The following is a 25,175-nucleotide window of genomic DNA, read 5'->3' on the forward strand; positions in this document are numbered from 1 at the left end:
GCCAAAGCCGGCAGGCCCGGCGGGGAAAAGCGTCCCGCCAGGCCTGCCGGCTTCGACCAGCCTAAAGCACCCGAACCCATGTCAAATCGGGCCTCGGTGGGGTGCGCTGCGGGTCCGCTGGGGTGATTTTTGAGGGTTAGTTGGATCTTGGGTGGAAACGGACAAATGGGATTCGTTTGGGGTGTAAGGGATCACCCAGGGGTCTTTTGTCACGGTGACGATGACGGCCCGTGTCCAATTGGACACGGGCCGTTGTGGTTGGTTGGAGGGCTTATCGGGTGACTGCGCGCTCGATGAGGCCGGCGTAGATGTCGCCCAAGGACTGGCCGGCGGCCTCCACCGCCATCGGGAGGAGGGAGGTCTCCGTGAGGCCGGGTGAGACGTTGACTTCCAGGAAGTTGACGGTGCCGTCCGGGGCGACGATGGCGTCGGTGCGGGAGACGTCGCGCAGGCCTAGGAGGCGGTGGGCGGAGACGGCCAGTTCGCCGACTGCTTGGGCGGCCTTCTCGTCGAGGCGTGCCGGGGCGTGGAAGTCGGTCAGGCCGGCGGTGTAGCGGGCGGTGTAGTCGTAGACGCCGTTTTCCGGGACGATCTCGACCGGCGGGAGGGCGTAGGGGCCGTCCGGGCCGTCGACGACCGAGACGGCGACTTCGACGCCTTCCACGAAGCGTTCGGCCAGGACGGTGTTGCCGTAGGCCAGGCAGCCGACCATGGCGGTCGGGAGTTCGGCCGCGTCCCGCACTACCTGGGCGCCCAGGGCGGAGCCGCCTTGGTCCGGCTTGAGCATCAGTGGCAGGCCGAGTCGGTCGACCATGGCGTCCAGGACGGGTTGGGCGCCCAGTTCGCGGAACGTGGCGTGCGGCAGCACGGCCCACTCCGGGGTGGCCAGGCCGGCGCGGGCCAGTTCGCCCTTCGCGGTCGGCTTGTCCCAGGCACGGCGGCAGGCGCGCGAGTCCGTGCCGACGAACGGGACGTCCATCAGCTCCAGGATGGTCTGCACGGAGCCGTTCTCGCCCTCGCCGCCGTGCAGTGCCACCACGACGGCGTCGGGACGGTGCTCCTTCAGCCGGGTGAGCAGGGTGCCGTCGGCGTCCCACTCCTCCACGACCAGGCCGACCGAGCGCAGCGCGGCGGACAGCCTGCGACCGGATCGCAGGGACACCTCCCGCTCGTGCGAAAGGCCCCCGGACAGGACTGCGACCCAGCGGTTGGACAACGTGTGCTCCTGATCAAGCGGTGTCGGGCGAGGGGCTGTGCGGGCCGGAGACGGCGCGGCCCACGGTCGGGCCGAACGTCTCGTGCAGCTCGATCTCGTCCTTGATGACGTTCGCGAGCCGTCGCACGCCCTCGCGGATGCGTTCTGGCGTCGGGTAGCAGTACGAGATGCGGAGCTGGCGGCTGCCGAGGCCGTCGGCGTAGAAGCCGGTGCCCGAGGCGTACGCCACGCGTTGCGTGATGGCGCGGGGCAGCATGGCCTTGGTGTCGATGCCCTCGGGGACGGTCACCCAGACGTAGAAGCCGCCGTTCGGCTTGTTCCACGTGGAACCAAGCGGCATGTGCTGTTCGAGTGACGAGATCGCCGCGTCACGGCGTTCCCGGTAGGCCTCGCGGTAGGTCTTGATCTGACCCTGCCAGTCGTGCGTCTTGAGGTAGCGCGACACGATCAGCTGGTTCAGGGTCGGGGGGCAGAGGGTGGCCGACTCGGCCGCCAGGACGAGCTTCTCGCGGACGGCGTGCGGCGCCAGGACCCAGCCGACCCGGAGGCCCGCGGCGAAGGTCTTGGAGAACGAGCCCAGGTAGACGACGTTGTCCGGGTCGGTCGCGCGCAGGGCCGGGTACGTGACGCCGTCGAAGCCCAGCAGGCCGTACGGGTTGTCCTCCACCACGAGGATGCCGTGCGTGCGGCAGATGTCGAGCACCTCGGCACGGCGCTGGACGGCGAGCGTGACGCCGGCCGGGTTGTGGAAGTTGGGGATCGTGTAGAGGAACTTGATCCGGCGCCCGGAGCGCTCCACCGAGGCGATGGCCTCGCGGAGGGCCTCGGGCATGAGGCCGTCGGCGTCCATGCCCACGTGGACGACCTGGGCCTGGTAGGCGGCGAAGGAGCCCAGGGCCCCCACGTAGGACGGGCCCTCGGCCAGCACGACGTCACCGGGGTCGCAGAAGATGCGGGTGACCATGTCCAGGCCCATCTGGGAGCCGACGGTCACCACGACGTCGTCCGGGTGGGCGTTGATGCCCTCCAGCGCCATCACGTCGCAGATCTGCTCACGCAGCTCGGGCACGCCGTGCGCGCTGCCGTACTGGAGCGCGACGAGTCCCTCGGTGGCCACGACGTCGGCCACTTCCGCGCTGAGGGACTCCAGCGGCAGTGCTGCCAGGTGCGGCATCCCACCCGCCAGGGACACCACCTCAGGCCTGCTCGCCACCGCGAAGAGCGCCCGGATCTCCGATGCCGTCATGCCCGCCGTGCGCGCCGCGTACCGGCGCAGGTGGGGGTCGAGGCTTCTGGCTCCCTGCATAGGGGGCAATCCGGGTAGGTTCACGGGAAACTCCGTAGGTGGGGCGTTACCGGCGGGTTTGTTCCCGCCCGAGTGTAACGGCCGTCCCGTTCGGGGCATCTGCCTTCCGGGCGGGGGTCACATCCGCCTATCCTCGTGGGGGGATCTGTTCGGGGGCTTGGAGGTCGGGGTGTCGCGTCGTGTCGTTGGCGTCACCTTGGACAACCTGGAGCACCTCTCCAAGCACAGTCGGACCTGCGTGTTCTGGGAGCTCGCGCCCCATCTGAAGGAGCAGGCCGAGGAATTCGGGGACACCGAGTTCGAGAAGGAGGCCTGGGTCTCCAGCGTGCTGTTGGAGTGGGGTTCCTGCGGTCGGATCATCTACCTGGACGGGATTCCCGCCGGGTCCGTGTTCTATGCGCCCCCCGCGGCCGTGCCGAGGTCGTTGGCCTTCCCCACCTCCCCCGCCAGCCCCGACGCGGTGCTGATGACCGGGCTCGAGGTGCTGCCGGAGTTCCGCGGTGGCGGTCTCGGTCGGGTGCTGGTGCAGACGGTGGCCAAGGACCTCACGCGTCGCGGCGTGAAGGCGATCGAGGCGTTCGGCGACAACCGGCCGGAGGTCGACGGGCCGAGTTGCGTCACGCCCGCCGACTTCCTGTTGCAGGTCGGCTTCAAGACGGTGCGCCCCCACCCCCGCTGGCCGCGGTTGCGGCTGGAGCTGCGCAGCGCGTCGTCCTGGAAGGAAGACGTGGAGGCGGCGTTGGAGCGCCTGCTCAGCTCGGTGACGGTGACCGCCGCGCCCGCGGAGCCCAGTTTCAAGCCTGTGTGAGACCCGCGGTGACCTGCGGGTTCTTCGTCGTGGGTTGACATGCAGGTAAATGCCTGCATAACGTGCGGCGTGGACAAGGTGTTCAAGGCCCTGGCCGACGAGACCCGCCGCTACCTGCTGGACCGGCTGCACGAGGAGAACGGCCAGACCCTCGGCGAGCTGTGCGCCCGGCTGGGCATGACCAGGCAGTCCGTCACCCAGCACCTGGCCGTGCTGGAGGCGGCGAACCTGGTGAGCACCACCCGCCGCGGCCGGGAGAAGTTGCACTACCTCAACCCGGTGCCGCTGCACGAGGTGCAGGAGCGGTGGATCGACAAGTTCGAGCGGCCGCGGTTGCGGCTGCTCAGCGACGTGAAACGACGAGCGGAGGAACCGGTGAAGCCGGAGTTCGTGTACGTGACGTACATCGAGAGCACGCCTGAGCGGGTGTGGGAGGCCCTCACGGACGCGGACGTGACGGCGCAGTACTGGGGCCACCGCAACGTCTCGGACTGGCAGGTGGGCTCGGCGTGGGCGCACCGGCGCGTGGACGGGTCGGAGGTGGACGACGTGGTGGGCCAGGTCGTCGAGGCCGACCCGCCGCGCCTGCTGGTGACGACGTGGGCCGACCCGGCGGAGCCGGCCGTGACGTCGACGGTGACGTTCCGGGTCGACGTGTACGGCGAGATCGTGCGGCTGACCGTGACGCACGCGGACCTGGCCGACGAGGCCGAGCGCGCGCAGGCGGCGTCCGGCTGGGCGGCCGTGCTGTCGAACCTGAAGTCGCTGCTGGAGACCGGCCACGTGCTGCCGAGCATCCCGTGGGAGATGCCCGCCCGCTAGAAGCGGTCGACGTCGCAGTTCTCCAGCGTGCCGGACTGCAGCAGGTCGAGCGCCTGCTCGCTGACGACGAGCTGGCCCTGGTCGGTGACGCCGACGTCGTCCACGCCCGCCTGACCGGTCACTTCCAGCCAGTGGAAGGTGGGCAGCTCCTTGCCCTCCAGCATCTCCTGCGCCTCGTCCGAGACGGTCACCGTGGCGCGGCGGATGCGGAACGCGTCCAGCCCGCTGTCGACCAGCGTGTCGGCCAGGTCGTCGGTGACCAGGTAGACGGGGAACGCCTCGATCAGGTCGTCGCCGGCCCAGTCGGTGATCTCGTAGTGCACCGCCTCGATGCGCGGCGGCTGGGCCGCGGCGTCGATCACGGTTCCTTCGTCCAACGCGCCGGCGACCTCGGGTTCGAGGCGGTAGAACTCCATCGTGCTCCTCACCGGCGGCGCCGGCCAATAAGATCGACTCGTGGACGTGGGTGTCGAGATCCAGGGCAAAGTACTCGCGATCATCGAGGGCTCGCGGGACTTCGTGAAGATTCGCACACTGCTCGACGGGTGGCAGGCCGAGGGCATCCCGGCCGAGCAGCTGGTCGACGAGCTGACCGACCTGATGCTGGACCTGCGCGCCCAGAACCGCGCGGACGACGAGGACGCCGTGGCCGAGGTGCTGGACGTGCTGACGGGCTGGTAGTCGGCTACTCCGTCGCCTTCGGGTGCCCCGTGCCGGCCGCCACGACCCACACGATGCACCTGTCCGGGTCGGGGCAGAACCAGATCCGCCCACCGGCAGTGACCTCGTACTGCCGCTGAACGAGCGGTCGCCCGGCGAGCACGATCCACGCCTCCCGGACGTTCGATCGGGCGGCTTGGCGGAGTTCTTCCCAGCCCTTGGCCGCCTCGGACGTGGCGAAGCGCGCTTCCCAGTGTCCGGGGCGGCCGGGCGGCGCGACCCGATCACCCCTCGTTTCGCGGGCACGCCGTCAACTCCCGGCAGGGGCGGGGACGGGGCCGGAGTCGTCGTTCAGCGGGCCGGAGAGTCGATCCGCGAGGGTCGGGTCCGCGTGGATCGCGGCGGTGCTCTGCCACTCCCGGACTGCCGCCGCGACCGAGCCCTCCGCGGCCGACCGCACCCGGTCCTCACGGGTGAGGATCAGGTCCACGCCGTCACGGCGGCGGACCCTGACGTCAGCGGAGCTTGCCGGTGGCCACCTCGTGCCGCAGCAGGTCGTCCATGGTGAACGTGCCGGTCGGCTGGTCGTCCTTGCCCAGCAGGTACAGGCGCTTCACCGCGACCAGGATGCCCTCGGCGACCACGTCGCGGAACGACGGGTTGGCCAGCCGCTGCCGGTCGCCCGCGTTGGTCAGGTAGCCGACCTCGACGCGGACCGCCGTGCAGCGGGTCATCCGGAGCATGTCCCACGTCTTCGGGTGCGTGCGGCAGTCGAGCATGCCGGTGCGCGCGACGATCTCGCGCTGGATGAACCCCGCCAGCGCCTCGCCGACCGTGGACGACGTGCCGTTGCCCGTACCGAAGTGGAACGTCGCCACGCCGGAGGCCAGGGGCGAGGAGTTGCGGTCGGTGTGCAGGGACAGGATCAGGTCGGCGCCCGCCTCGTTGGCGAACCGGGCCCGTTCGCCCTCGTCCGGGTTGTGGTTCGGCCCCCGCGTGAGCAGGGCCTCCATACCGGTGGCGGCCATCTTGCCCTCGAGCAGCCTGGCCAGGTCGAGCATGACGTCGGCCTCGGACACGCCGTCGACCACGACACCGCGGTCCTCGCCGCCGTGACCGGGGTCGATGATGATGCGCTTGCCGGACAGCCTCGGCCCGGCCCGGCGGACCCGCTCCTGCTCGCGCAGGAACACCGGTCGGCCGCCGCGCACCTTGGGCTGCAGCTGGCGCAGCGCGCGGACCGTGTCGGGGCCGCACATGCCGTCGACGATCAGGCCGTAGTCGCGTTGGAAGCTCCGCAACGCCAGCTCGGTCTGGTGACCGAACTCGCCGTTGGCCCGGCCGGCGTCGTAACCCAGCTCCAGCAGGCGCTCCTGCAACGCGAACACGTCGTCACCGGTCACCGGCTGCGCCATGAGGAACGCGAGCGGGCGGTCGCCGAGCCGGTACGTCGCGTCGCGCAGGGCGCGGTAGGTGGCGGGGCCGACGACACCGTCGGTGATGAGACCCCGCTGCTGCTGGAACGCGCGCACCGCGTGCTCGACCGGCAGGTCGAACACCTGGGACGGCTGCGGATCGGACAGCAGACCGAGCTTCGTCAGCGTTGCCCTGACCTCGGCGACGTCCGGACCGAAATCCCCGCGGCGGAGTAGCAGCATGCACCCCTCGCTCACTAAGGCGCCGACATCCGTCGACGCGAACTTGACGACCTATTGTGCCTTGCTCGCGCCGATGCCACGGACGGGGCTACTGCGAGTGGTTGCGAGTCCACAAACGAGTGACCCGCCCATCTCCTCTGAAGACGGACGGGTCACTTGATCGGTTGCGCTCAGAGGACGTCGGAGAGGTCCTTGAGCAGCGCGGCCTTCGGCTTGGCGCCGACGATCTGCTTCACCGGCTTGCCGTTCTGGAACAGGATCATCGTCGGCACCGACATGATCTGGTAGTCCCGCGCGATCGACGGGTTGGCGTCGATGTCGAGCTTCGCGATGGTGATCTTGTCGGGGTTCTCGGCGGCGATCTCCTCGAGCACCGGGGCGACCATCTTGCACGGGCCGCACCAGGTCGCCCAGAAGTCGACCAGAACCGGCTTGTCGCTGGTCAGGACGTCATCGACGAACGTCTTGTCGGAGGTGACCACGGGGGTGCCTGCCATGTCGTGTTTCTCCCTCGGAAAAGGTGGGTTCAGCTGGTGGAGACGGGCTCGCCGTAGCCGCCGCCGACGTGCTCGGCGGTGACGGCTGCCTCCGTGGTCCCGTGTTCGGCGAGCCAGCGCTCCGCGTCGATCGCGGCGGCGCAGCCCGACCCGGCGGCGGTGATCGCCTGGCGGTAGGTGTGGTCGACGAGGTCGCCCGCGGCGAACACCCCGTCCACGTTCGTGTGAGTCGTGCGGCCGACGACCTGGACGTAGCCCTCGCCGTCCAGCTCGACCTGGCCCTTGACCAGTTCGCTGCGGGGGTCGTGGCCGATGGCGACGAAGAAGCCCGTGAACGGGTGCTCGGTCACCTCACCGGTGCGGGTGTCGCGGGTCTTCACGCCGGACACGGAGCCCGCGTCCTGGCCCAGCACCTCGACGACCTCGGCGTTCAGCAGCCACTTGATCTTCTCGTTGGCCCGCGCGCGCTCCAGCATGATCTTGGAGGCGCGGAACTCCTCGCGGCGGTGGATGACCGTGACGGACCGGGCGAACTTGGTGAGGAACGTCGCCTCCTCCATCGCCGAGTCGCCGCCGCCGATCACCGCGATGTCCTGGTCGCGGAAGAAGAAGCCGTCGCACGTGGCGCAGGCCGACACGCCGCGGCCGAGCAGCTCCTGCTCACCGGGAACGTGCAGGTAGCGCGCCGCGGCGCCCATGGCGAGGACCACCGAACGGGCGGCGTACCGCTTGCCGTTCGCGGTGACGTACTTCACCGGGCCGTCGAGCTCGAGCTGCTCGACGTCCTCCGCGCGCAGCTCGGCGCCGAAGCGCTTCGCCTGCTCCCGCATCTGCTCCATGAGGTCGGGGCCCATGATGCCGTCGCGGAAACCGGGGTAGTTCTCGACTTCGGTCGTGGTCATCAGCGCGCCGCCGTACTGCGAGCCCTCGAACACCAGTGGTTCGAGCTGGGCACGCGCCGCGTAGACCGCCGCGGTGTACCCGGCGGGCCCCGATCCCACGACGATCAGGTTCCGAACGTCCGACACCCTCGACCTCCGTTAGTCGCTCCCGGGCCCGGATCACCCGGCCCGGCTCTTCGCACAACGGATCGTAGGGTGCGGTAATTCCGCCCCGTCGAGGTGAGTTGGGCTACGCGGCCCGGCTACGGCTCGATCGTGCTGTTCGCCAGGACGCCGTCGGGGTTGTCCGGGCCGCAGGTCTGGGGGTCGACCACCACGATCCGGTACGCGCCGGGGGCGCCCGCGGGCAGGATCGCCATCACGGCCGGCTTGTCGTCCAGCGTGATGGGGCTGACCCCGAGCGGCTTGCCCGCGGTGATGTTCGCCCCGCGCAGGCAGTCGGCCAGCTGCTCCTGGTTCTCCAGCGGTCCGTAGTTCTGCGCCTTGAGCACGTCGCCGAACACCGGGCCGAAGTTCTCGCCGCGCACGGCGGGCATCCGGTCGGTGCTGCCGGGCGGCACGGCGCTGCCCGTGACCGGCGCGTTCGTGGTCTTGTCCTGCTGCGCGACGTTGTCACCGGCGGTGTTGTCCCCGGGCAGCGTCACCACGGCGACGCCGACGGCGACCGCGGCCGCCGCGAGCAGCCCCGCGCCCCAGCCGAGGCGCTTGGCGCGACGGGCCTTGGCCTGCGCGAAGTCGACCACCGGCGCGACCGGGCGCGCCTCCTCGGCGAGGGCGGCGTCGATCCGCTCGGCCACGTGGCGCGGCATGGGGATCGGCGGCAGGTTGTGCAGGTCGTCGAGCGTCGCGTCGAGGGCGGCGAGGATCTCGCGGGCCTCGGGGTCGTTCTCGACCAGTGGCCGCAACTCGGCCTCGGTCCGCGGGTCCAGAGCCCCCGCGTGCAGATCAGCCAGCAGGTCGACGGACCACGGCGGCCCTGAACGCCGCGCATTGCCGGTCATCGTTCCTCCAACTGACGTCCCTGTTGCACCTGCACATCGTTCATTGGGACGTTCGCATCTGCACTCTGGTTCCGGAGGTGTCCCAGAACTTTGGCGAGCTTGGCACGCCCGCGGGCGCACCTCGACTTCACGGTGCCCTCCGCGATGCCCAGCAGCTGCGCCGTTTCGGCCACCGAGTAGCCCTCCACGTCGACCAGCACGATCGGGGCGCGCTGCTCTTCCGGCAGCTCGTTGAGGGCGGCCTGGACGACCAGGCGGGTCTCGCGCTCGGCCATCGCGTCCCTGGGCGCCACGGGCTCGCCGGGGCCTGCCTCGGGGAGGGGGACGGTCGGCCTGGTTTGTCGCCTGCGCATCCGGTCCAGGCAGGCGTTCACGACTATTCGGTGCAGCCAGGTCGTGACCTGGGACTCGGCCCGGAAGCTGGCCGCTGCCCGGAAGGCGGAGATGAACGCCTCCTGCAGCGCGTCCGCGGCCTCCTCGGGGTCGCGCAGCGTGCGCAGCGCGACGGCCCACATGCGATCTCGGTGCCTGCGCACGAGCTCGGAGAAGGCGTGCGGATCACCGGCGGCGTGCGCAGTGATGAGGTCTGCGTCCGAGCTGGCTGCGGCGGTCACGCCGGGAGCCTATCGGGCCTGGGCAACCCCGCTCCGTTCACCTGCACGGGCGAGTGCCTCGGGTACCGGCACTCGCCCGCCGCGACCGCGCGTCACAACTTCACCCATTCGACGAGCTGGACGATGACGCCGTTCGGGTCGGTCACCTGGAACAGGCGCTCACCCCACGGTTCCTCGCGCAGCGGCATGGTGATCCCGACGCCCGCCGCGCGGAGCCGGTCGTGCTCCGCGGCCAGGTCGGCGACCGTGAAGGCGACGATCAGCCCGGCGGCGCGCTGGTCGCGGAAGCCCTCGGGCAGCACCTCGGTGCCGCGGCGCAGCAGGACGAGGTCGACCGCGTCGTCGTGGGCCAGCGACGCGAACCCGTCGGCGGTCATCTGCTCGGTGTAGCCGAAGTGGGCGGTGAAGAAGTCGCTGGACGCGGTGACGTCGTCGACGTTCAGCGACAGCGTGGACTTGGTGATCAAGCGGGTCTCCTCGGGTGCGGGTCGTGCGCGGGTCAGTACGAGCGGCGGCGCGGCACGCCCGGTGCCCGCGTCGGCCTGGTCGGTTGGTGCTTGCCGCCGAACGGCTGGTGGTTGATCCGGACCGGGCGGCGGCCCTGGTGCTCTCGTCGCAAGGTGTCTCCTCCGTTGTGCTTGCTACGAGTGTAATTATAGTCCCGTGGTACGAAACGTCAAGAGGAAGTTTGCCCTCGACGTAAAACTCTGCCAGGCTAGGCCCATGACCAGCACCAACACCGGCCTGCGCGAGCAGAAGAAGCAGGAGACGCGGCAGGCGATCTCCGACCACGCCACCCGGCTGTTCATCGAGCGGGGGTTCGAGGAGACGACCATCGCTGACATCGCCGACGCGGCGCGGGTGGCCAAGAAGACCGTCACGAACTACTTCGCGCGCAAGGAGGACCTGGCCCTCGACCAGCACGAGGAGTTCACCGCCGGCCTCGCCCGCACGGTCGTCGAACGCGCGGTCGGCGAGTCGGCGCTGGCCGCGCTGCGCACCGCGTTCCTCCAGGCCGCGGCCCGGCACGACCCGGTGATCGGGTTCTCCGGCCTGCCGTTCGCCCGGATGATCGTCGACAGCCCCACCCTCACCGCCCGCCTGCGCGAACTGCACGAGGCCCGCGAGGAGGCACTGGCCGCCGCCCTCGCCGAGGCCACCGGCGCCGAGCCCGACGACATCACGCCGAGGGCCGCCGCCACCCAGCTCGGCGGCGCGAACCGGCTGTTGTTCGGTGAGGTGCTCCGGCTGACCGTCGAGGGTCACGACAACGACCACATCGCGGCCACCGTGGCGCGGTCCGCACGGCGCGTCTTCGACCTGCTGGAACCGGCGCTGGGCGACTACGCGACCCGCGCCTGAGGGCTACTGCGCGCGGGTGTAGACGAGCTCCGCGATCTCGGAGCGGTTGTTCTTGCCGCTGCCCGAGAGCTTCGTGATCCACACCAGCAGGTGCTGGGTCGGGTCGTGGTCGGTGAGCTGGATCTGGGTCTGCCCCGGCGACAGGGTCGCGGTCGCGATGACCTTCGTCTCCGGCAGCGGCGCGCCCGGCGCGCCCGCGACGCGGATCTCCACCACCGTGCCCTCGCTCGGCGACGTGATCGTCACCGACGACAGCTTCACCGGTTCGGCGAAGCCCGCCATCAGCCCGATGCCCGGCTTGAGCGCCGGGAACGGCTGGAAGTAGTTCTCCGTCTGCCACACCGTGGTCGGGTTGTTGTCGACCGCGCGGTTGGCCCGGTTGGCGTTGTCGGGCTGGTTGGTCGCGTCGTACACGCCGATGGACGCGGGCTGCACGGGACCGGCGGGCTGGGGCGCGGGCGGCGCGGGCTGGCCGCTCTGCCCCGGCGTGGTGGACTGGCCGATCACCACGGTCGGCCCTCCGCCGCCGGTCGGCTCGTCGCTGAAGAAGCTCACGATCTGCACGCCGAGCCAGACGATCACGGCGAGCGTCGCGACCGCGAGCACGGCCACGCTGATCATCAGCTTCCGCTTGCGGTCCTTGTCGCGGACCGGCCGTTGGGTGGTCCACACCGCGCCGTCGTCCGCCGCGTCCTCCTGGACCGGCTGGATCAGCGCGGTCTGGGCCTCGGACTGGGCGATCTGGTCGAGCACCTGCAGGATCGCCGCGCTGGTCCGGATGCCGCCGACGCTGGTGTCCTCCAGGCTGCGCACGGCGACCGACGACAGCTCGTGCGGCACGTACGGGTGCAGCGCGCTCGGCGCGAGCACGGAGCCGTCCGGGCCCGTCGGCGCGGCGGGCACGCCGTCCGGACCGTTCGGCAGCGCCCACTTGCCGGTCAGCAGCAGGTACAGGATCGCGCCGAGGCCCTTGACGTCGTCGCGGGCGATCGCGTCCGGCCGGGGTCCGGGGAACGCGAGCCGCAGCCTGCCGTCCGCCGTCACCCGGATGCGCTGCGGGTGGTCCGCGCCGAGCACGAGACCGGCGTGGTGCGCGCCCTCGATCGCCGCGCCCAGCGGCTCGAGCAGCCGCGTCGCGGCGCCGGCGGGCAGCGGCCCTTCGGCGACCAGGTCCAGCAGGTCGGTGCCCTGGGTCCACTCGGCGACGATCACGCCGAGGATGCCCTCGTCGAGCCTGATCCCGGCGCCCGGCGTCAACACGTCGATCACCCGGGAAACGCCCGGGTGGGTGAAGCTGGCGGCGTGCATCGCGCGTTCGGCGGTCCGCTTGGCCCGCGCCGCGGCGGCGTGGTCGGCCGGGTCGCCCACCAGGACGGTCAGCGCCACGTCCCGGTTGAGCTGCCCGTCCCTGGCCCGCCACAGGTGCGCGTCGCACCGCCGGTCCACACCGGACCGGGCCAGCAGCCGGTACCGGCCGTCGCCGATCACCCCGCCGGGCACCAGCGAGGCGTTCTGGATCGGACCGCTGCTCACGGGGCCGAGGGTACGTGACCGCGTGGTGTCACAGGTGTCATCGCCGACCCACCAAACGACTGATCTTGCCGATCGCGGGCTTCACTTCGGGTACCCGGAACAGCGCCAGCAGCAGGAAGCTCAACGGCAGCCCGACGACCGCCTGGATCACCACTTCGACCCAGGCACCCGCCACGGGGGACTCGATTCCCACCACCCGGACGGCGAGCCACGCGAGCCCGGTCGCTGCTCCGAACGCGATCGCGGACGCCACGACCGTGAGGCAGATCGTCCACGCTGTGTAACCGGTGCGCAGCCGGCCGAGCCGCAGCCGCAGCCACAGCTGCCCGACCAGGGCGCCGACCACGAAGCTCAGCGACATCGCGATCGACACGCCGACCGCCAGCTTGTCCGGCGGCGAGATCGCCAGGAACCCGTACAGCAGCCCGATCCGCACCACCACGATGATCGCCTGGATGATCGTGGGCGTCCGGGCGTCCTTCAACGCGTAGAAGACCCTCAGCTGCAACAACGTGATCGCGTACGGCACCAGCCCGAACGCCGACAGCGCGAGCGCCGTGCCGATCGCCTCGCCGCCACCGACGCCGGACCGGCCGTGGGCGAACAGCGCCAGGCCGATCGACACGCCGGACACCGTCATCAACGCGCTGAACGGCATCAGCAGGATCGACGACATCCGGTTGCCGAACGCCAGGTCGCCGACCAGCGCGTCGGTGTCGTGCGCCGCCGCCGCGCGGCTCATCTTCGGCATCAACGCGGTCAGCAGCGACACGCCGAGCACCCCGTAGGGCACCTGGGCGATCAACCACTGCATGTTGTAGACCGTGATGGCGCCGTCGTGGTGCGTGGCGACCTTCGTCAGCACGACCATGCTGGCGAAGCCGAGCGCCACGTACAGCAGCACCCAGAACGCCAGCCCGCCGAACTCCGACAGCCGCCGGTCCCAGCCCCACCGCCACCGGAACCGGAACCCGGTCCGGCGCAGCGCGGGCACCAGCACCGACGCCTGCAACGCCACGCCGAGCATCGTGCCCAGGCCCAGGACCAGCAGCTTCGGCTCGCCCATCCGCACGGGGTCCAGCGAGATCTCGCCCGGCATCAGCCAGTAGACGACCAGCGTCAGGATCACCACGAGGTTGTTCAGCACCGGCGCCCACGTGGGCAGGCCGAACACGTGCCGGGTGTTGAGCACCGCGCCGATCAGCGCGGACAGCCCGTAGAACACGATGCCCGGCAGCACCAGGTAGGCGAACGCGGTGACCAGCTCGGGCTTGGCCTCGGGCGAGTCGATGAACAGCGCGGTCAGCAGCGGCGCGCAGGCGACGGCGATGATCGTGCCGACGCCGAGGATCACCGTGGACATCGTGATCATCCACTGCGCGTAGGACTCGCCGCGGTCGCCGTCCTCCTTCTCGGCGCGCACCAGCAGCGGGATCGCCACGCTGGTCAGCACGCCGCCGAGCAGCAGCTCGTTGATCATCGTGGGCAGCGTGGTGGCGACCTGGTAGGAGTCGTTGAGCGCGTCGACGCCGAGGATCGTGATCAGCAGCAGCTTGGACAGCAGCCCGGAGGCGCGGCTGACGATCGTGGCGATGGCCATCGAGCCGCCGGCGCGCGCCAGCGACGGGCCCTGCGACTGCTCCTGCGTCACCGTTGTTGTTCCGCTCAACTCGTGCTCGACCTCTCCGGCGGCGTGACCCCACTCGCGTCGTTCGGCACCTGCGCGGAGGCGGCCCGGGCGGCGCGCACCCGACGGTAGATGCGCCTGGCGGACAGCAGCACCAGCGCGGCGCCCGCCAGACCGGTGATGACGACCGTGATCGTCCCGTACGCCGAGGACGACACCTCCAGCCGAGCCCGTTCGCCCAGCTCGACGCCACTGGTGGTGACCAGGCGGATGTGCACCGGGAACCGCCCGGACCGCTGCACCTCCACCGGCACCCGCACCAGCCGGTCGCCGCGCGCGGGCAGCTCGATGTCGGTCAGGTCCCTGGCCACGATGCCCGGCGTGTCCTCGATCACGATCCGCACCGTGATCCGCACGTCGAGCCGGTTCTTGATGGACAGCGGGATGGGGCTGTCGCCCGAGCCGAGCAGGATCGGGCTGTTCGGCTCGGTCACCGTGACCTGGCCGCGCAAGCCGTCGATCTGCTCGCGGCCCGCCGCCAGCGCGGCCCGCGCGCCGTCCTCGTTGCCGCGCCACGCGCCCGACACCGCGCGCAGCAGCGCCAGCCGCAGCGGGTCGATCAGGTCGCCCACCTCGGCGGACGCCGCGTCCGGCTGGCTCATCGACTCCGACAGCTGCTGCAACCGGGCCCACGACTCGGCCACCGAGGCGGTCACCGACGGCGGCACCTCGCGGGCGCCGGCCTCGACCGGGTAGCTCAGCGCGGCGGTCTGCTCGGGCGGCGCCGCCAGCAGGGACTCCAGGCCGACGGGGGTCGCGAACCCGTCCGCGACCAGGGACTTCGCCGCGCGCAGGAGCGTGTCGACCTCGCCGGTCGGGGCGTTCCACCGGCGTGGCGGCGCGATGACCACGTGCTGGCCGGTGTTCTGGAACCCGGCCCGGAACGTGAGCGCGGCCAGCGCGTTCTGCACCGACACCGGCCGGGTCTCGCTGGGCGTGGTCACGCCCGCGACCGGCCTGGTCGTCGCCGCGCCGTACAACGCGTCGGACACCATGCCGTCGACGCGCACCGCCGTGACCGGCTTGCCCTCGGCCACGTCGAACCGGACCGGTCCCGTGCCGGGGGTGCCGGCGACGGCCGACTGGTCGAGCACCAGGGACGTGACGCCCCGATTGGTCAGGTCCGCCAGCGTCGGCTGGTCGAGCACGCCGTCCTCGGGCCAGGTCAGGCCCTGCGTCGGCTGCACCCCGAGGACGTCGCGGACCACCTCGGCGCCGTTGAGCGCGAGGTCGGTGAGGCCGGCGAGCTGGGCGCGGGACAGCGCGACGAGGTCGGCGTCCGCGTCCGGCAGCGCGATCACGCACCGGCCGGCGACCAGCAGGCGCAACCGGTCGCGCCACAGCTCGGCCGCGCTCTTGCCCTTGCCCGCGCCCTGGCCGCGCACCTCGTAGCCCTGGGTCATCGCCTCGACGGTGCGCAGCAGGTCGGGGTCGACGGCCAGGCACACGCCGGTGCCCAACGGGCCGGTCAGCGCCGACTCGTAGGCCATGAGCAGGCCGTAGAGCCTGCCGCCCATGGCCAGCGAGCCCGCCAGCTCGTCGTCGGTGAGCACGGTCGGGTTGGCGGTGAGGACGCGCGGCCGGTCGGCCAGCGGCCACAGCAGGGTGAGCTTGGCCGGGTTCGCGGGCGGGGACGGCGCCTGCCCGCCGGGCATCGCGAGCACCGGCAGCAGGGTGCTCAGCGCGGCCAGCCGGGCCCGCCCGCCGTAGGCCGGGACGCCGTTGATGTTGGCCAGGATCGGGTAGATGCCCGGTTCGGTGATGCGCAGCGAGGTCGGGCCCGTGCCGCGCAGGGGCACGGTGAGCTGGAACGGCTTCGACTCGTTCTGCTCGAGGCGGTCGGTGACGGGGGTGAAGTTCGGCTGGACGAACTCGGCGTCGGTCGGCTCGCGCAGCGCCTCGCGGACCTCGTCCTCGCCGGTCAGCGGCTGACCGCGTTCCAGGCGCAGCTCGATGTCCTCGATCGGCCGGTCGCCGACGTTGACCACCTTGCCGGAGATGGTGATCGAGTCCGGCCCGTCCGCGGTGATCACCCGGGGGGTCATCTCCTCGACGTCCAGGCGCAGCCACACCTGCGACTGCTGGCCCGGTTGGCTGGACAGCGCCCTGGTCGCCCACACCTGCGTGGCGGGCGCCGGTCGCACGGGCAGCCGCCCGCTGTCGGCGGGCGCGGCGGGCGCCGCGGACGCCGTCGTCACGAGGAGGACCCCCGCCGCCGCTAGTGCGGACAGCAGCCGTTTCACGCGGACTCCGCTCCGTCCGTCTGGTACTCGGAGAGCAGTTCGGCGGCTCGGCGCACGAGTCGACGCTCGTCCGCGTAGGCGAGCCGGTCGTCCAGCTCGCCAAGGGGCACCCACGCCACCTCGGTGACCTCCACGTCTTCGTCGGAAAGCTCGCCGCCCAGCGCTTCCAGGAGGAAGTGGTGGACGGTCTTGTGCACCCGCCGGTCCTCGGCGACGAACCAGTAGTCGATCGAGCCGAGCGGGCGCAGGACCTTGCTATGAATACCGGTCTCCTCGGCGACCTCGCGCACCGCGGTCTGTTCCGCGGTCTCACCGGCCTCGATGTGACCCTTCGGCAACGACCACAACAGCCTGCCGCGCCGGTCGAGCCGCCCGATGATCGCGGCGACGTGCTGCTCGAAGTCGAGCACCAGTCCACCCGCCGAGGTCTCGTCGACGGTCTTCAGCCGCCGACCGCGACGCCGGTTCCGGCGCCTCGGCTTGGGACCGCCGGAGCGACCGGACGACTGGGGCATGCCCTGATGGTAGTGGCGACCAGCGGGTACCGGACGTGACCGCCCGGTGGCGGGCGGTGATCGACTGCCGGGCAACTCGTTCGAGCCGCACGCCGCCGACCAGTAGGCTGGCTGCTCGTGTCCGGACCCATCGCCTCCACCACCACTTCTCCTGGGCAGGACAATGCCGTGGTGGAACTGCTGAGCTCGCTCCCCGTCGCCGACGACCTGGCCGCCCGCTTCGCCGCGGCCGGTCATCGCCTGTACCTGGTGGGCGGCAGCGTGCGGGACGCCGTGCTCGGCCGGCTGTCCGGCGACCTCGACTTCACCACCGACGCCCGGCCGCCGCAGATCATGGCGCTGCTCAAGGGCTGGGCGGACGCGATCTGGGACACCGGCATCGCCTTCGGCACCGTCGGCGCGACCAAGCACGGGCAGACCGTCGAGGTCACCACGTTCCGCGCGGACAGCTACGACGGCGTCACCCGCAACCCGGAGGTGACCTTCGGCGACAGCATCGAGGGCGACCTGGTGCGCCGCGACTTCACCGTCAACGCGATGGCCTACGACGTGGTGAACCGGCAGCTCATCGACCCGACCGGCGGGCGCGAGGCGCTGCGGGCCAAGACCCTGGACACCCCCGCGACGCCGCAGGAGTCGTTCTCCGACGACCCGCTGCGGATGCTGCGCGCGGCCCGGTTCGTGTCCCAGCTGGGCTTCACCGTCGCGCCACGCGTGCTCGACGCCATGTCGGCCATGGCGGGCGAGCTGACCCGCATCACCGCCGAACGCGTGCAGGTCGAGGTGTCCAAGCTGCTCACGGGCGCGCACCCGCGGGCGGGCGTGGAGCTGATGGTCGAGGCGAAGCTCGCCGACGTGGTGCTGCCCGAGCTGCCCGCGATGAAGCTGGAGATCGACGAGCACCACCAGCACAAGGACGTGTTCCACCACTCGCTGGTCGTGCTCGACCAGGCCATCGACCTGGAGGACGGCCCGGAGCCGGACCTCGTGCTGCGGCTGGCCGCGTTGCTGCACGACATCGGCAAGCCGGACACCCGGCGGTTCGAGGAGGGCGGCGGGGTGTCGTTCCACCACCACGAGGTGGTCGGCGCGAAGATGGTCCGCAAGCGTTTGCGCGCGCTGAAGTACTCGAAGGAGATCGTCGAGGACGTCGCCCAGCTCGTGTACCTCCACCTGCGGTTCCACGGCTACGGCAGCGGCGAGTGGACCGACTCGGCGGTGCGCCGGTACGTCACCGACGCCGAGCACCTGCTCCCCCGCCTGCACAAGCTGGTCCGCGCCGACTGCACCACGCGCAACCGGCGCAAGGCCAACGCGCTGCAGCGGACGTACGACGACCTGGAGCGCCGCATCGAGCGGATCGCCGCCGAGGAGGACCTCAAGCGGGTCCGGCCGGACCTCGACGGCAACGAGATCATGCGGCTGCTGGGCCTGCCACCGGGGCCGATGGTCGGCAAGGCGTGGAAGTTCCTCAAGGAGCTGCGCCTGGACCGCGGCCCGCTGGAGCACGACGAGGCGGTCGCCGAGCTGCTCGAGTGGGCGCGCGCGGAGGGCGTCCGGCCGCCTGGTGACTGACACCAAGTGACCAATCTCCGACTTCGGGCTTGGCCAGTGACAGCCTGTTGCGGGACCATGACTGTGTGCGTCAGACGCGCACTGGGGGTGGTGTCGCATGAACGCTTGGGGATTGTCCGAGGGGGGCACCCGGGCACAACAGGGGTTGGACGAGCTGTCCGACCGGCAGCGGGCCGTGCTCCGCTGCCTGGCCAGGGGGCTCGCGGACCACGAGATAGCGCGGGTGCTGGCGCTGAGCCAGCACCAGGTGGGGGCGGTGGTGTCGGAGATCCTCCGCGCGCTGAACCTGCGTGATCGGATGGCGGCGGTCGTCTACGCGCACGAGACCGGGATCATCCGCCTGCCGCTACCGCGGTGACCTGGCCGCTGCTCCGCAGACGGGCGGGGCAGGTCAGTGGGCGGGGGCTGTCGCCGATCGCTTGACCAGCAACAAGTAGCCGAGCAGACCGAGCAGGTAGGCCGCCGTCGCGGCGATCACGAGGCCCGGGGACCGACCGTCCAAGGGCACCACGGCCGCCGCGGCGGTGACGGCTGCCACCTGCGTGACGTTGAACAACGTGTCGTACAGGGCGAACACCCGGCCGCGGACCTCGTCGCCGATGTCGCCCTGCACGGCCGCGTCCACGCAGAGCTTCACCACCTGGCCCGCGAACGTCAGCACGAACGACGCGACCAGGATGGTCGGCAGCAGCATGGGCAGGCCGAGGCCGAGCTGGGTGGCGGCGGCCAGCACGAGCGCGGCGCAGACCGTGCCCCGCCGGCCGAGCACGTCCACCACCCGGTCGGTCACGAGTCCCGCGAGCAGGATGCCCGCGCCACCGGCGACGGCGACCTCGCCCAGCCCCGCCATGCCCGCCTTGAGCGGGCCGTAGTCGGTGAACGAGTTGCGCATCAGCAGCAGCGTGAGCAGCAACGACGCGCCGAACGCGAGCCGGTGCGCGAGCAGCGCCACCAGGGCGGCGGCGACGCTGGGCGCCCGCCACGCGGCCCGTGCGCCGTCCAGCAGGCCCAGGGCGACCGCGGTGACGGTCCGGCTGGGCTCGTCCACCTCGTCGGGTCCGAGCGCGCCACGCGCGAAGCGGGAGGCCACTAAGGCCGCCCCGAGCGAGCCGACGACGGCGAACGTCGTGGTCCACGCCGAGCCGCCGTCACCGGAGCCGAACACCGACCGCAACCCCACCGCGCAGCCCGCCCCCAGCACCGCGGTCAACGCGCCCAGCGTGGTGACGAACGCGTTCGCCTCCACGAGGTGGTCGCCGTCCACCACGTGCGGCAGGGACGCGGACAGGCCGGAGCCGACGAACCGGCTCACCCCCGTGACGAACAGCGCCGAGGCGTACAGCGGCACGCCGGCGAGCCCGAGCCCGACGGCCGCCGCGGTGAGCAGGACGAACACCGCGCGGGTGAGGTTCGCCACCACCAGCACCCGGCGGCGGTCCCACCGGTCGAGCAGGGCGCCCGCGAACGGGCCCACGACCGAGTACGGGAGCAGCAGCACGGCGAACCCGGCCGCGACGGCGAGCGGGTCGGCGTGGCGCTCGGGGTTGAACAGGACCGCGCCGGCGAGGCCCGCCTGGAAGAGGCCGTCGCCCCACTGGGCGGCCAGCCGCGAGGCCAGCAACCTGCGGAAGTCCGCCAGCGCGAGGAGTTTCCGGACACCGAGGTGGTGCTTCGCCGCGGTGGTGCCGGCAGTGGTCACGGTGGTGAGCCTATGCCTCCGGACCTCCGGACCACGAAGGCCGGACCCGCGTGGGGTCCGGCCTCCCTGGTGCCAGGCGCCCGGTCGCCTCTCGGCGGGTGGCACTACGCGGCTCCAGCCGAACGGTATTCCGCGTAGGCGTTTCAGTGGGCCCGGGGGACTCGATGGCGCCTGACGCTCACTACAACGAACACGGTAACCCGGATGTTCCGCCGACGGCGGAATGGCGCGTCCGCGCGGTGCGCGTGCTGCGTCGCCTGGCCCGCGGTCGTCGTCTGGGATCATGCGTGGTGTGCGCCCTGATGCCGACGTCGAACCGGGTTCCCTGCTGGTCGCGGCACCGACTCTGACCGACCCCAACTTCCTCCGGACGGTGGTCTACGTCATCGACCACCGGGACGAGGGCAGCCTCGGCGTGGTGCTGAACCGCCCGAGCGAGGTCGCCGTCCACGACGTGCTGCCCGCGTGGGGCCCGCACGTGAGCAGGCCGCAGGCCGTCTACATCGGCGGGCCGGTGGAGCAGAAGACGGCGCTGTGCCTGGCCGCGCTGCGCACCGGCGAGGACCTGGCGTCACTCGACGGTGTGGTCGGCGTGCACGGGCCGGTGGCGCTGGTCGACCTGGACGCGGACCCGGACGTGCTGGTGGCGAAGGTGCGCGGGATGCGCGTGTTCGCCGGCTACTCCGGCTGGGGCGAGGGCCAGCTCGGCAACGAGGTCGCGCGCGGCGACTGGATCGTGGTGAAGGGCCTGCCCGACGACGTGCTCACGCCGCCGAACGTCGACCTGTGGGGACGGGTGCTGCGCCGTCAGGGCATGCCGACGGCGCTGATGGCGACGTTCCCGACGGACATCCGCCGGAACTAGGCGCGGGTCAGGACGCTGCAGCCGCCGCCACCGCACGCGCAGCCGCCGCAGCCGGCGGGCGCCGCCTGCTCGGGCATCGCCTCGGCGGCCCGGTGGCCGAGCACGCCGCCCGCGCTCGCGACCACGACGCTGCCGACCAGCCCGACCAGGCCGATGACCAGCGCCAACGCCGGGTTGACCGCCGCCGCGAAGGCCGCCACGAGGGCGATCGCGCCCGCGGTCGCGGTCGGCACGCCGGCGATCTTGTTGGCCAGCGCGAACGTTTCGTCGTCGCGCAGCGTGGCCTTGGTGCGCACACCGAAGAAGCGGTTGCGCCGCAGCAGGCCACGCACGCCGAGGAAGCCGATGGTCGCGAACGCGACACCGATCAGACCCAGCACCACTGGCAGCACGATGTTCACCCTGACGAGGGTAGGCCGGTCCTCCGATCCGGGTGGGGCCGGCCCCGGGTTCGCGGGCCCGCCGCGGCCTCACCCGGTGCAACGCACTTGCGCTGCGCTGATACCGTGGAGGACATGAGCAAGGCCCGCCTGCTCCTTAGCTAGCCGCGCAGACCTCGTCAGCCAGGTCCGCGCGGCAACCCCTCATGCCCCTTCCGGGCTGGGGGGTTTCGTCATGTCAGGGGCAGGTACCGATGGAGAGGGACATCCCGATGAGCACCGACGCGGCGGACGCGACGCCCGCCTACCGCTACACCGCCCAGTTGGCGGGCGAGATCGAGCGGCGCTGGCAGCAGCACTGGGAGGAGGAGGGGACCTTCCACGCGCCGAACCCGGTCGGGCCGCTCAAGGGCGAGGTGCCAGCGGACAAGCTGTTCGTGCAGGACATGTTCCCCTACCCGTCGGGCGCGGGCCTGCACGTGGGCCACCCGCTGGGCTTCATCGGCACGGACGTGTTCGCCCGGTACCACCGGATGAACGGCCGCAACGTGCTGCACACGATGGGCTTCGACGCGTTCGGCCTGCCCGCCGAGCAGTACGCCGTGCAGACCGGGCAGCACCCGCGCAAGACCACCGAGGACAACATCCAGACCTACCTGCGGCAGATCCGCAGGCTGGGCCTGGGCCACGACGAGCGCCGCCGGATCTCCACCATCGACCCGGGCTACTACAAGTGGACCCAGTGGATCTTCCTGCAGATCTTCAACTCCTGGTACGACCCGGCGGCGGGCAAGGCCAGGCCGATCGCCGAGCTGGAGGCGCAGTTCGCGTCCGGTGAGCGGGCCACGCCCGACAAGCCGTGGGCCGAGATGACCCGCCCGGAGCGGGAGAAGCTGCTGGGGCAGCACCGCCTGGTGTACCTGTCCGAGGCGCCGGTGAACTGGTGCCCCGGCCTGGGCACCGTGCTGGCGAACGAGGAGGTCACCGCGGACGGCCGCAGCGAGCGCGGCAACTTCCCGGTGTTCCGGCGCTCCCTGCGCCAGTGGATGATGCGGATCACCGCGTACTCCGACCGGCTGATCGACGACCTGGACCGGCTGGACTGGCCGGACAAGATCAAGGCGATGCAGCGCAACTGGATCGGGCGCTCGCACGGCGCCCGGGTCAAGTTCGCCGTGGCCGGGCACGACGGCGTCGACGTCGAGGTGTTCACCACCCGGCCCGACACGCTGTTCGGCGCGACGTACATGGTGCTGGCGCCCGAGCACCCGCTGGTGGACGTGATCGCGTCCGCCGAGCAGGCCGACGCGATCGCCGCGTACCGCGCCGAGGTGTCGCGCAAGTCCGAGCTGGACCGGCAGGAGAACAAGGAGAAGACCGGCGTCTTCACCGGCGCGCACGCGGTCAACCCGGTCAACGGCGCGCGGATCCCGGTGTACCTGGCGGACTACGTGCTGATGGGCTACGGCACCGGCGCGATCATGGCGGTGCCCGGCCAGGACCAGCGCGACTGGGACTTCGCCAAGGCGTTCGACCTGCCGATCATCCGGACCGTGCAGCCGCCGGAGGACTTCGACGGCGAGGCGTACACGGGCTCCGGTCCGGCGGTGAACTCCAGCCACGAGAGCAGCGTGAGCCTGGACGGCCTGGACGTCGACGAGGCCAAGAAGAAGATCATCGCCTGGCTGGAGGAGCAGGGCCGGGGCGAGGGCACGGTGCAGTTCAAGCTGCGCGACTGGCTGTTCTCCCGGCAGCGGTACTGGGGCGAGCCGTTCCCGGTCGTGTACGACGCCGACGGCACGCCGATCGCGGTGCCGGAGTCGATGCTGCCGATCGAGCTGCCCGACGTGGACGACTACTCGCCGCGCACGTTCGACCCGGACGACGCGAACTCCGAGCCGTCGCCGCCGCTGTCGCGCGCCGAGGACTGGGTCACCGTCGAGCTGGACCTGGGCGACGGGCCCAAGCAGTACCGGCGCGAGACCAACACCATGCCCAACTGGGCCGGTTCGTGCTGGTACCAGCTGCGGTACGTGGACCCGACGGAGTCCGAGCGGTTCGTCAACGCGGAGAACGAGCGGTACTGGCTGGGCCCGCGCACCGACGAGCACGGCCCGTCCGACCCCGGCGGCGTCGACCTGTACATCGGCGGCGTGGAGCACGCGGTGCTGCACCTGCTGTACGCGCGGTTCTGGCAGAAGGTGCTGTTCGACCTGGGCCACGTGTCCGGCGACGAGCCGTACCGGCGGCTGTTCAACCAGGGCTACATCGAGGCCTACGCCTACCGCGACTCGCGCGGCACCCCCGTGCCCGCCGAGGAGGTGGAGGAGCGCGACGGCAAGTACTTCTTCGACGGCGAAGAGGTCAAGCGCGAGTACGGCAAGATGGGCAAGAGCCTGAAGAACGTCGTCACGCCGGACGAGATGTGCGAGAAGTACGGCGCCGACACGTTCCGGCTGTACGAGATGTCGATGGGCCCGATGGACGTCTCGCGGCCGTGGGCGACCAAGGACGTCGTCGGCGCGCAGCGGTTCCTGCAGCGGCTGTGGCGCAACCTGGTCGACGAGACCACGGGCGAGCCGCGGGTCACCGACGAGGACCCGGGCGAGGACGCGCTGCGGCTGCTGCACAAGACGATCGCGGGCGTGCACGACGACTTCGCGAACCTGCGCTACAACACGGCGGGCGCGAAGCTGATCGAGCTGAACAACCACGTCACCAAGCACTTCCCGGGCGGCGCGCCGCGCGCGCTGGCCGAGCCGCTGGCGCTGATGCTGGCGCCGTTGAGCCCGCACGTCGCCGAGGAGCTGTGGGCCAAGCTGGGCCACACCGACTCGCTGGCGCACGGCCCGTTCCCGGCGGCGGACGAGAAGTACCTGGTCGAGGACACGGTCGAGTACCCGATCCAGGTCAACGGCAAGGTGAAGGCGCGCGTGGTCGTGGCGGCGTCGGCGTCGGCGACCGAGGTGGAGGCGGCGGCGCTGGCCGAGGAGAAGGTGGCCGAGCTGCTGAACGGCGGCTCGCCGCGCAAGGTGATCGTCGTGCCGGGCCGGTTGGTCAACGTGGTGCTGTAGCGGGGTTCGCGGACAGCCGGTTCACGGACGGGGCAACTGGGCGGCCACTTCGGTCATCGCGTCGAGCAGGTCCGGCTCGACGTGCCCGGTTGCCGGTTCGGACTCGGCGATCGTGATCGTGGTGTCCTTGATCTCCGACCAGTAGTGCGTGGCGGTGAACCGGACGTCCGGCATGCCGACCACCCCGCCGCCGAGCGGTTGCACGTCGCCGGAGCCCGCGACGTCGATGACCCGGTCGAACTGCCGGGCGTGGTTGCGGCCCGGGAACGTCACCCACACCACCGACACCACGGCCGCGTTGCCCGCCTGGTCGCCGACGGCGAGCAGGAGGCGGTCCAGCGACGTGCACGGGGTCTGGGCGAGGAAGTCGCGCACCTGGCCGAACGAGTTCGCCACGCAGTCGAGCTCCTGCTTGACCGCCTGCTTGCTGATCCCGACACCGAGGTGGCTCATCGCGCCTTCGGTGTCACCGCCGCGCGCCGCGCGCTTGGCGTCCCACTTGCGGACGCCGATGCTCTCCACCGGGGCCGCCGCCCCGCCTCCGCCGCTCGCGCCCGAGTTCAGCGCCGCGCCACCGGCCCCGCCCGCGCCCGCGAGGACGACGAGCACCGCGGCCACTAACGCCACGCCGCCGGATCCCTTGTCGGAACTCTTCCCCGCCACCATCCCCCCGCCCCGAGTCGTTCTCGCCGCTGCGGCCACCACATGCAACCCCGCCCGGGTGCCCCTGGTTGCGCCGCGGACGCGAAAAGCCCTCG

At 71.5% G+C, this 25,175-nt stretch carries 25 protein-coding genes; 8 read left to right on the forward strand and 17 right to left on the reverse strand.

Features of this window, described 5'->3' with window-relative positions:
* Positions 1 to 271 precede the first annotated feature (271 nt).
* Both ABTZ99_RS02745 and ABTZ99_RS02750 read right to left on the reverse strand, forming a co-directional pair.
* A complete protein-coding gene (locus ABTZ99_RS02745; protein WP_499607646.1) occupies positions 272 to 1,216 on the reverse strand; it encodes a D-alanine--D-alanine ligase family protein in 945 nt (314 codons plus the stop codon).
* A gap of 13 nt (positions 1,217 to 1,229) precedes the next feature.
* On the reverse strand, positions 1,230 to 2,522 hold the full coding sequence (locus ABTZ99_RS02750) for an aminotransferase-like domain-containing protein (protein ID WP_230569496.1): 1,293 nt from the start codon (positions 2,520 to 2,522) through the stop codon (positions 1,230 to 1,232).
* 169 nt (positions 2,523 to 2,691) lie between these two features.
* Here ABTZ99_RS02750 and ABTZ99_RS02755 point away from each other — a divergent pair, with 169 nt between their 5' ends.
* Both ABTZ99_RS02755 and ABTZ99_RS02760 read left to right on the forward strand, forming a co-directional pair.
* Complete coding sequence (locus ABTZ99_RS02755; protein ID WP_498771378.1) at positions 2,692 to 3,330, forward strand: GNAT family N-acetyltransferase; 639 nt, start codon at positions 2,692 to 2,694, stop codon at positions 3,328 to 3,330.
* A gap of 69 nt (positions 3,331 to 3,399) precedes the next feature.
* Entirely contained in the window at positions 3,400 to 4,152 is a 753-nt protein-coding gene (locus tag ABTZ99_RS02760; RefSeq protein ID WP_498771380.1) for an ArsR/SmtB family transcription factor, read from the forward strand.
* On the opposite strand, the gene ABTZ99_RS02765 is transcribed toward ABTZ99_RS02760, so the two are convergent.
* Positions 4,149 to 4,568 carry a hypothetical protein gene (locus tag ABTZ99_RS02765; protein WP_498771382.1) on the reverse strand — a complete coding sequence of 140 codons (420 nt, stop codon included), beginning with the start codon at positions 4,566 to 4,568 and terminating at the stop codon, positions 4,149 to 4,151. The two genes, ABTZ99_RS02760 and ABTZ99_RS02765, sit on opposite strands and share 4 nt — an antisense overlap.
* A 40-nt stretch (positions 4,569 to 4,608) precedes the next feature.
* Between ABTZ99_RS02765 and ABTZ99_RS02770 the strand changes: the two genes are divergently transcribed.
* Positions 4,609 to 4,833 (forward strand): hypothetical protein, encoded by a 225-nt coding sequence (locus tag ABTZ99_RS02770; RefSeq protein ID WP_230569500.1) that lies wholly within the window; start codon positions 4,609 to 4,611, stop codon positions 4,831 to 4,833.
* A gap of 289 nt (positions 4,834 to 5,122) precedes the next feature.
* On the opposite strand, the gene ABTZ99_RS02775 is transcribed toward ABTZ99_RS02770, so the two are convergent.
* The 7 genes from ABTZ99_RS02775 to ABTZ99_RS02805 all read right to left on the reverse strand — a co-directional run bounded on the left by ABTZ99_RS02775 (position 5,123) and on the right by ABTZ99_RS02805 (position 9,951).
* Entirely contained in the window at positions 5,123 to 5,302 is a 180-nt protein-coding gene (locus ABTZ99_RS02775) for a hypothetical protein (protein ID WP_499607651.1), read from the reverse strand.
* Between the two features lie 25 nt (positions 5,303 to 5,327).
* On the reverse strand, positions 5,328 to 6,470 hold the full coding sequence (locus tag ABTZ99_RS02780) for an N-acetylmuramoyl-L-alanine amidase (protein WP_498771386.1): 1,143 nt from the start codon (positions 6,468 to 6,470) through the stop codon (positions 5,328 to 5,330).
* A 170-nt stretch (positions 6,471 to 6,640) separates the two neighbouring features.
* A complete protein-coding gene (trxA, locus tag ABTZ99_RS02785; protein WP_498771388.1) occupies positions 6,641 to 6,967 on the reverse strand; it encodes a thioredoxin in 327 nt (108 codons plus the stop codon).
* A gap of 29 nt (positions 6,968 to 6,996) precedes the next feature.
* Positions 6,997 to 7,995 carry a thioredoxin-disulfide reductase gene (gene trxB, locus ABTZ99_RS02790; RefSeq protein ID WP_498771390.1) on the reverse strand — a complete coding sequence of 333 codons (999 nt, stop codon included), beginning with the start codon at positions 7,993 to 7,995 and terminating at the stop codon, positions 6,997 to 6,999.
* Positions 7,996 to 8,111: 116 nt separating this feature from the next.
* A complete protein-coding gene (locus ABTZ99_RS02795; protein ID WP_498771392.1) occupies positions 8,112 to 8,870 on the reverse strand; it encodes an RsmA family anti-sigma factor in 759 nt (252 codons plus the stop codon).
* The gene (sigM, locus tag ABTZ99_RS02800; protein WP_053714533.1) at positions 8,867 to 9,484 is read right to left on the reverse strand and encodes an RNA polymerase sigma factor SigM; all 618 of its coding nucleotides are present in this window, start codon (positions 9,482 to 9,484) and stop codon (positions 8,867 to 8,869) included. The genes ABTZ99_RS02795 and sigM overlap by 4 nt, the downstream gene beginning before the upstream one ends.
* A 92-nt stretch (positions 9,485 to 9,576) precedes the next feature.
* Entirely contained in the window at positions 9,577 to 9,951 is a 375-nt protein-coding gene (locus ABTZ99_RS02805) for a VOC family protein (RefSeq protein ID WP_499607657.1), read from the reverse strand.
* 256 nt (positions 9,952 to 10,207) lie between these two features.
* Here ABTZ99_RS02805 and ABTZ99_RS02810 point away from each other — a divergent pair, with 256 nt between their 5' ends.
* On the forward strand, positions 10,208 to 10,846 hold the full coding sequence (locus tag ABTZ99_RS02810) for a TetR/AcrR family transcriptional regulator (RefSeq protein ID WP_499607659.1): 639 nt from the start codon (positions 10,208 to 10,210) through the stop codon (positions 10,844 to 10,846).
* A gap of 3 nt (positions 10,847 to 10,849) precedes the next feature.
* Here the strand turns inward: ABTZ99_RS02810 and ABTZ99_RS02815 are convergent, their stop codons facing one another.
* From ABTZ99_RS02815 to ABTZ99_RS02830, 4 genes are read right to left on the reverse strand one after another with little or no spacing between them, the layout of a single operon-like run.
* A complete protein-coding gene (locus ABTZ99_RS02815) occupies positions 10,850 to 12,379 on the reverse strand; it encodes a protein kinase family protein (RefSeq protein ID WP_498771398.1) in 1,530 nt (509 codons plus the stop codon).
* Between the two features lie 37 nt (positions 12,380 to 12,416).
* A complete protein-coding gene (murJ, locus tag ABTZ99_RS02820; RefSeq protein ID WP_498771400.1) occupies positions 12,417 to 14,030 on the reverse strand; it encodes a murein biosynthesis integral membrane protein MurJ in 1,614 nt (537 codons plus the stop codon).
* 14 nt (positions 14,031 to 14,044) lie between these two features.
* Positions 14,045 to 16,309 carry a DUF6049 family protein gene (locus ABTZ99_RS02825; protein ID WP_498771402.1) on the reverse strand — a complete coding sequence of 755 codons (2,265 nt, stop codon included), beginning with the start codon at positions 16,307 to 16,309 and terminating at the stop codon, positions 14,045 to 14,047.
* The gene (locus ABTZ99_RS02830; protein WP_123744843.1) at positions 16,306 to 16,824 is read right to left on the reverse strand and encodes an NUDIX hydrolase; all 519 of its coding nucleotides are present in this window, start codon (positions 16,822 to 16,824) and stop codon (positions 16,306 to 16,308) included. The genes ABTZ99_RS02825 and ABTZ99_RS02830 overlap by 4 nt, the downstream gene beginning before the upstream one ends.
* 117 nt (positions 16,825 to 16,941) lie before the next feature.
* On the opposite strand from ABTZ99_RS02830, the gene ABTZ99_RS02835 reads away from it, so the two are divergent.
* On the forward strand, positions 16,942 to 18,399 hold the full coding sequence (locus tag ABTZ99_RS02835; RefSeq protein WP_498771404.1) for a CCA tRNA nucleotidyltransferase: 1,458 nt from the start codon (positions 16,942 to 16,944) through the stop codon (positions 18,397 to 18,399).
* 97 nt (positions 18,400 to 18,496) lie between these two features.
* Positions 18,497 to 18,757 (forward strand): response regulator transcription factor, encoded by a 261-nt coding sequence (locus ABTZ99_RS02840; protein WP_123744844.1) that lies wholly within the window; start codon positions 18,497 to 18,499, stop codon positions 18,755 to 18,757.
* Positions 18,758 to 18,790: 33 nt separating this feature from the next.
* On the opposite strand, the gene ABTZ99_RS02845 is transcribed toward ABTZ99_RS02840, so the two are convergent.
* Positions 18,791 to 20,098: an MFS transporter gene (locus tag ABTZ99_RS02845; RefSeq protein WP_499607666.1), complete on the reverse strand. Its 1,308-nt coding sequence runs from the start codon at positions 20,096 to 20,098 to the stop codon at positions 18,791 to 18,793.
* Positions 20,099 to 20,381: 283 nt separating this feature from the next.
* Between ABTZ99_RS02845 and ABTZ99_RS02850 the strand changes: the two genes are divergently transcribed.
* The gene (locus ABTZ99_RS02850; RefSeq protein WP_498771409.1) at positions 20,382 to 20,963 is read left to right on the forward strand and encodes a YqgE/AlgH family protein; all 582 of its coding nucleotides are present in this window, start codon (positions 20,382 to 20,384) and stop codon (positions 20,961 to 20,963) included.
* On the opposite strand, the gene ABTZ99_RS02855 is transcribed toward ABTZ99_RS02850, so the two are convergent.
* The gene (locus tag ABTZ99_RS02855) at positions 20,960 to 21,364 is read right to left on the reverse strand and encodes an SdpI family protein (RefSeq protein WP_498771411.1); all 405 of its coding nucleotides are present in this window, start codon (positions 21,362 to 21,364) and stop codon (positions 20,960 to 20,962) included. The two genes, ABTZ99_RS02850 and ABTZ99_RS02855, sit on opposite strands and share 4 nt — an antisense overlap.
* Before the next feature lie 251 nt (positions 21,365 to 21,615).
* Here ABTZ99_RS02855 and leuS point away from each other — a divergent pair, with 251 nt between their 5' ends.
* Positions 21,616 to 24,417: a leucine--tRNA ligase gene (gene leuS / locus ABTZ99_RS02860; RefSeq protein WP_499607670.1), complete on the forward strand. Its 2,802-nt coding sequence runs from the start codon at positions 21,616 to 21,618 to the stop codon at positions 24,415 to 24,417.
* 21 nt (positions 24,418 to 24,438) lie between these two features.
* Here leuS and ABTZ99_RS02865 read toward each other — a convergent pair whose 3' ends face one another.
* Complete coding sequence (locus ABTZ99_RS02865; RefSeq protein ID WP_498771415.1) at positions 24,439 to 25,044, reverse strand: hypothetical protein; 606 nt, start codon at positions 25,042 to 25,044, stop codon at positions 24,439 to 24,441.
* Positions 25,045 to 25,175: the final 131 nt, after the last annotated feature.

The organism is Actinosynnema sp. NPDC002837 (genome assembly GCF_040295345.1).
GTDB lineage: Bacteria > Actinomycetota > Actinomycetes > Mycobacteriales > Pseudonocardiaceae > Actinosynnema.

Coding starts and splice junctions, on each gene's coding strand:
- ABTZ99_RS02750 (WP_230569496.1), bottom strand. CDS start 2,522: ATGCAGGGAGCCAGAAGCCTCGACCCCCACCTGCGCCGGTACGCGGCG.
- ABTZ99_RS02765 (WP_498771382.1), bottom strand. CDS start 4,568: ATGGAGTTCTACCGCCTCGAACCCGAGGTCGCCGGCGCGTTGGACGAA.
- ABTZ99_RS02780 (WP_498771386.1), bottom strand. CDS start 6,470: ATGCTGCTACTCCGCCGCGGGGATTTCGGTCCGGACGTCGCCGAGGTC.
- trxA (WP_498771388.1), bottom strand. CDS start 6,967: ATGGCAGGCACCCCCGTGGTCACCTCCGACAAGACGTTCGTCGATGAC.
- ABTZ99_RS02795 (WP_498771392.1), bottom strand. CDS start 8,870: ATGACCGGCAATGCGCGGCGTTCAGGGCCGCCGTGGTCCGTCGACCTG.
- ABTZ99_RS02810 (WP_499607659.1), top strand. CDS start 10,208: ATGACCAGCACCAACACCGGCCTGCGCGAGCAGAAGAAGCAGGAGACG.
- ABTZ99_RS02830 (WP_123744843.1), bottom strand. CDS start 16,824: ATGCCCCAGTCGTCCGGTCGCTCCGGCGGTCCCAAGCCGAGGCGCCGG.
- ABTZ99_RS02840 (WP_123744844.1), top strand. CDS start 18,497: ATGAACGCTTGGGGATTGTCCGAGGGGGGCACCCGGGCACAACAGGGG.
- ABTZ99_RS02850 (WP_498771409.1), top strand. CDS start 20,382: ATGCGTGGTGTGCGCCCTGATGCCGACGTCGAACCGGGTTCCCTGCTG.
- leuS (WP_499607670.1), top strand. CDS start 21,616: ATGAGCACCGACGCGGCGGACGCGACGCCCGCCTACCGCTACACCGCC.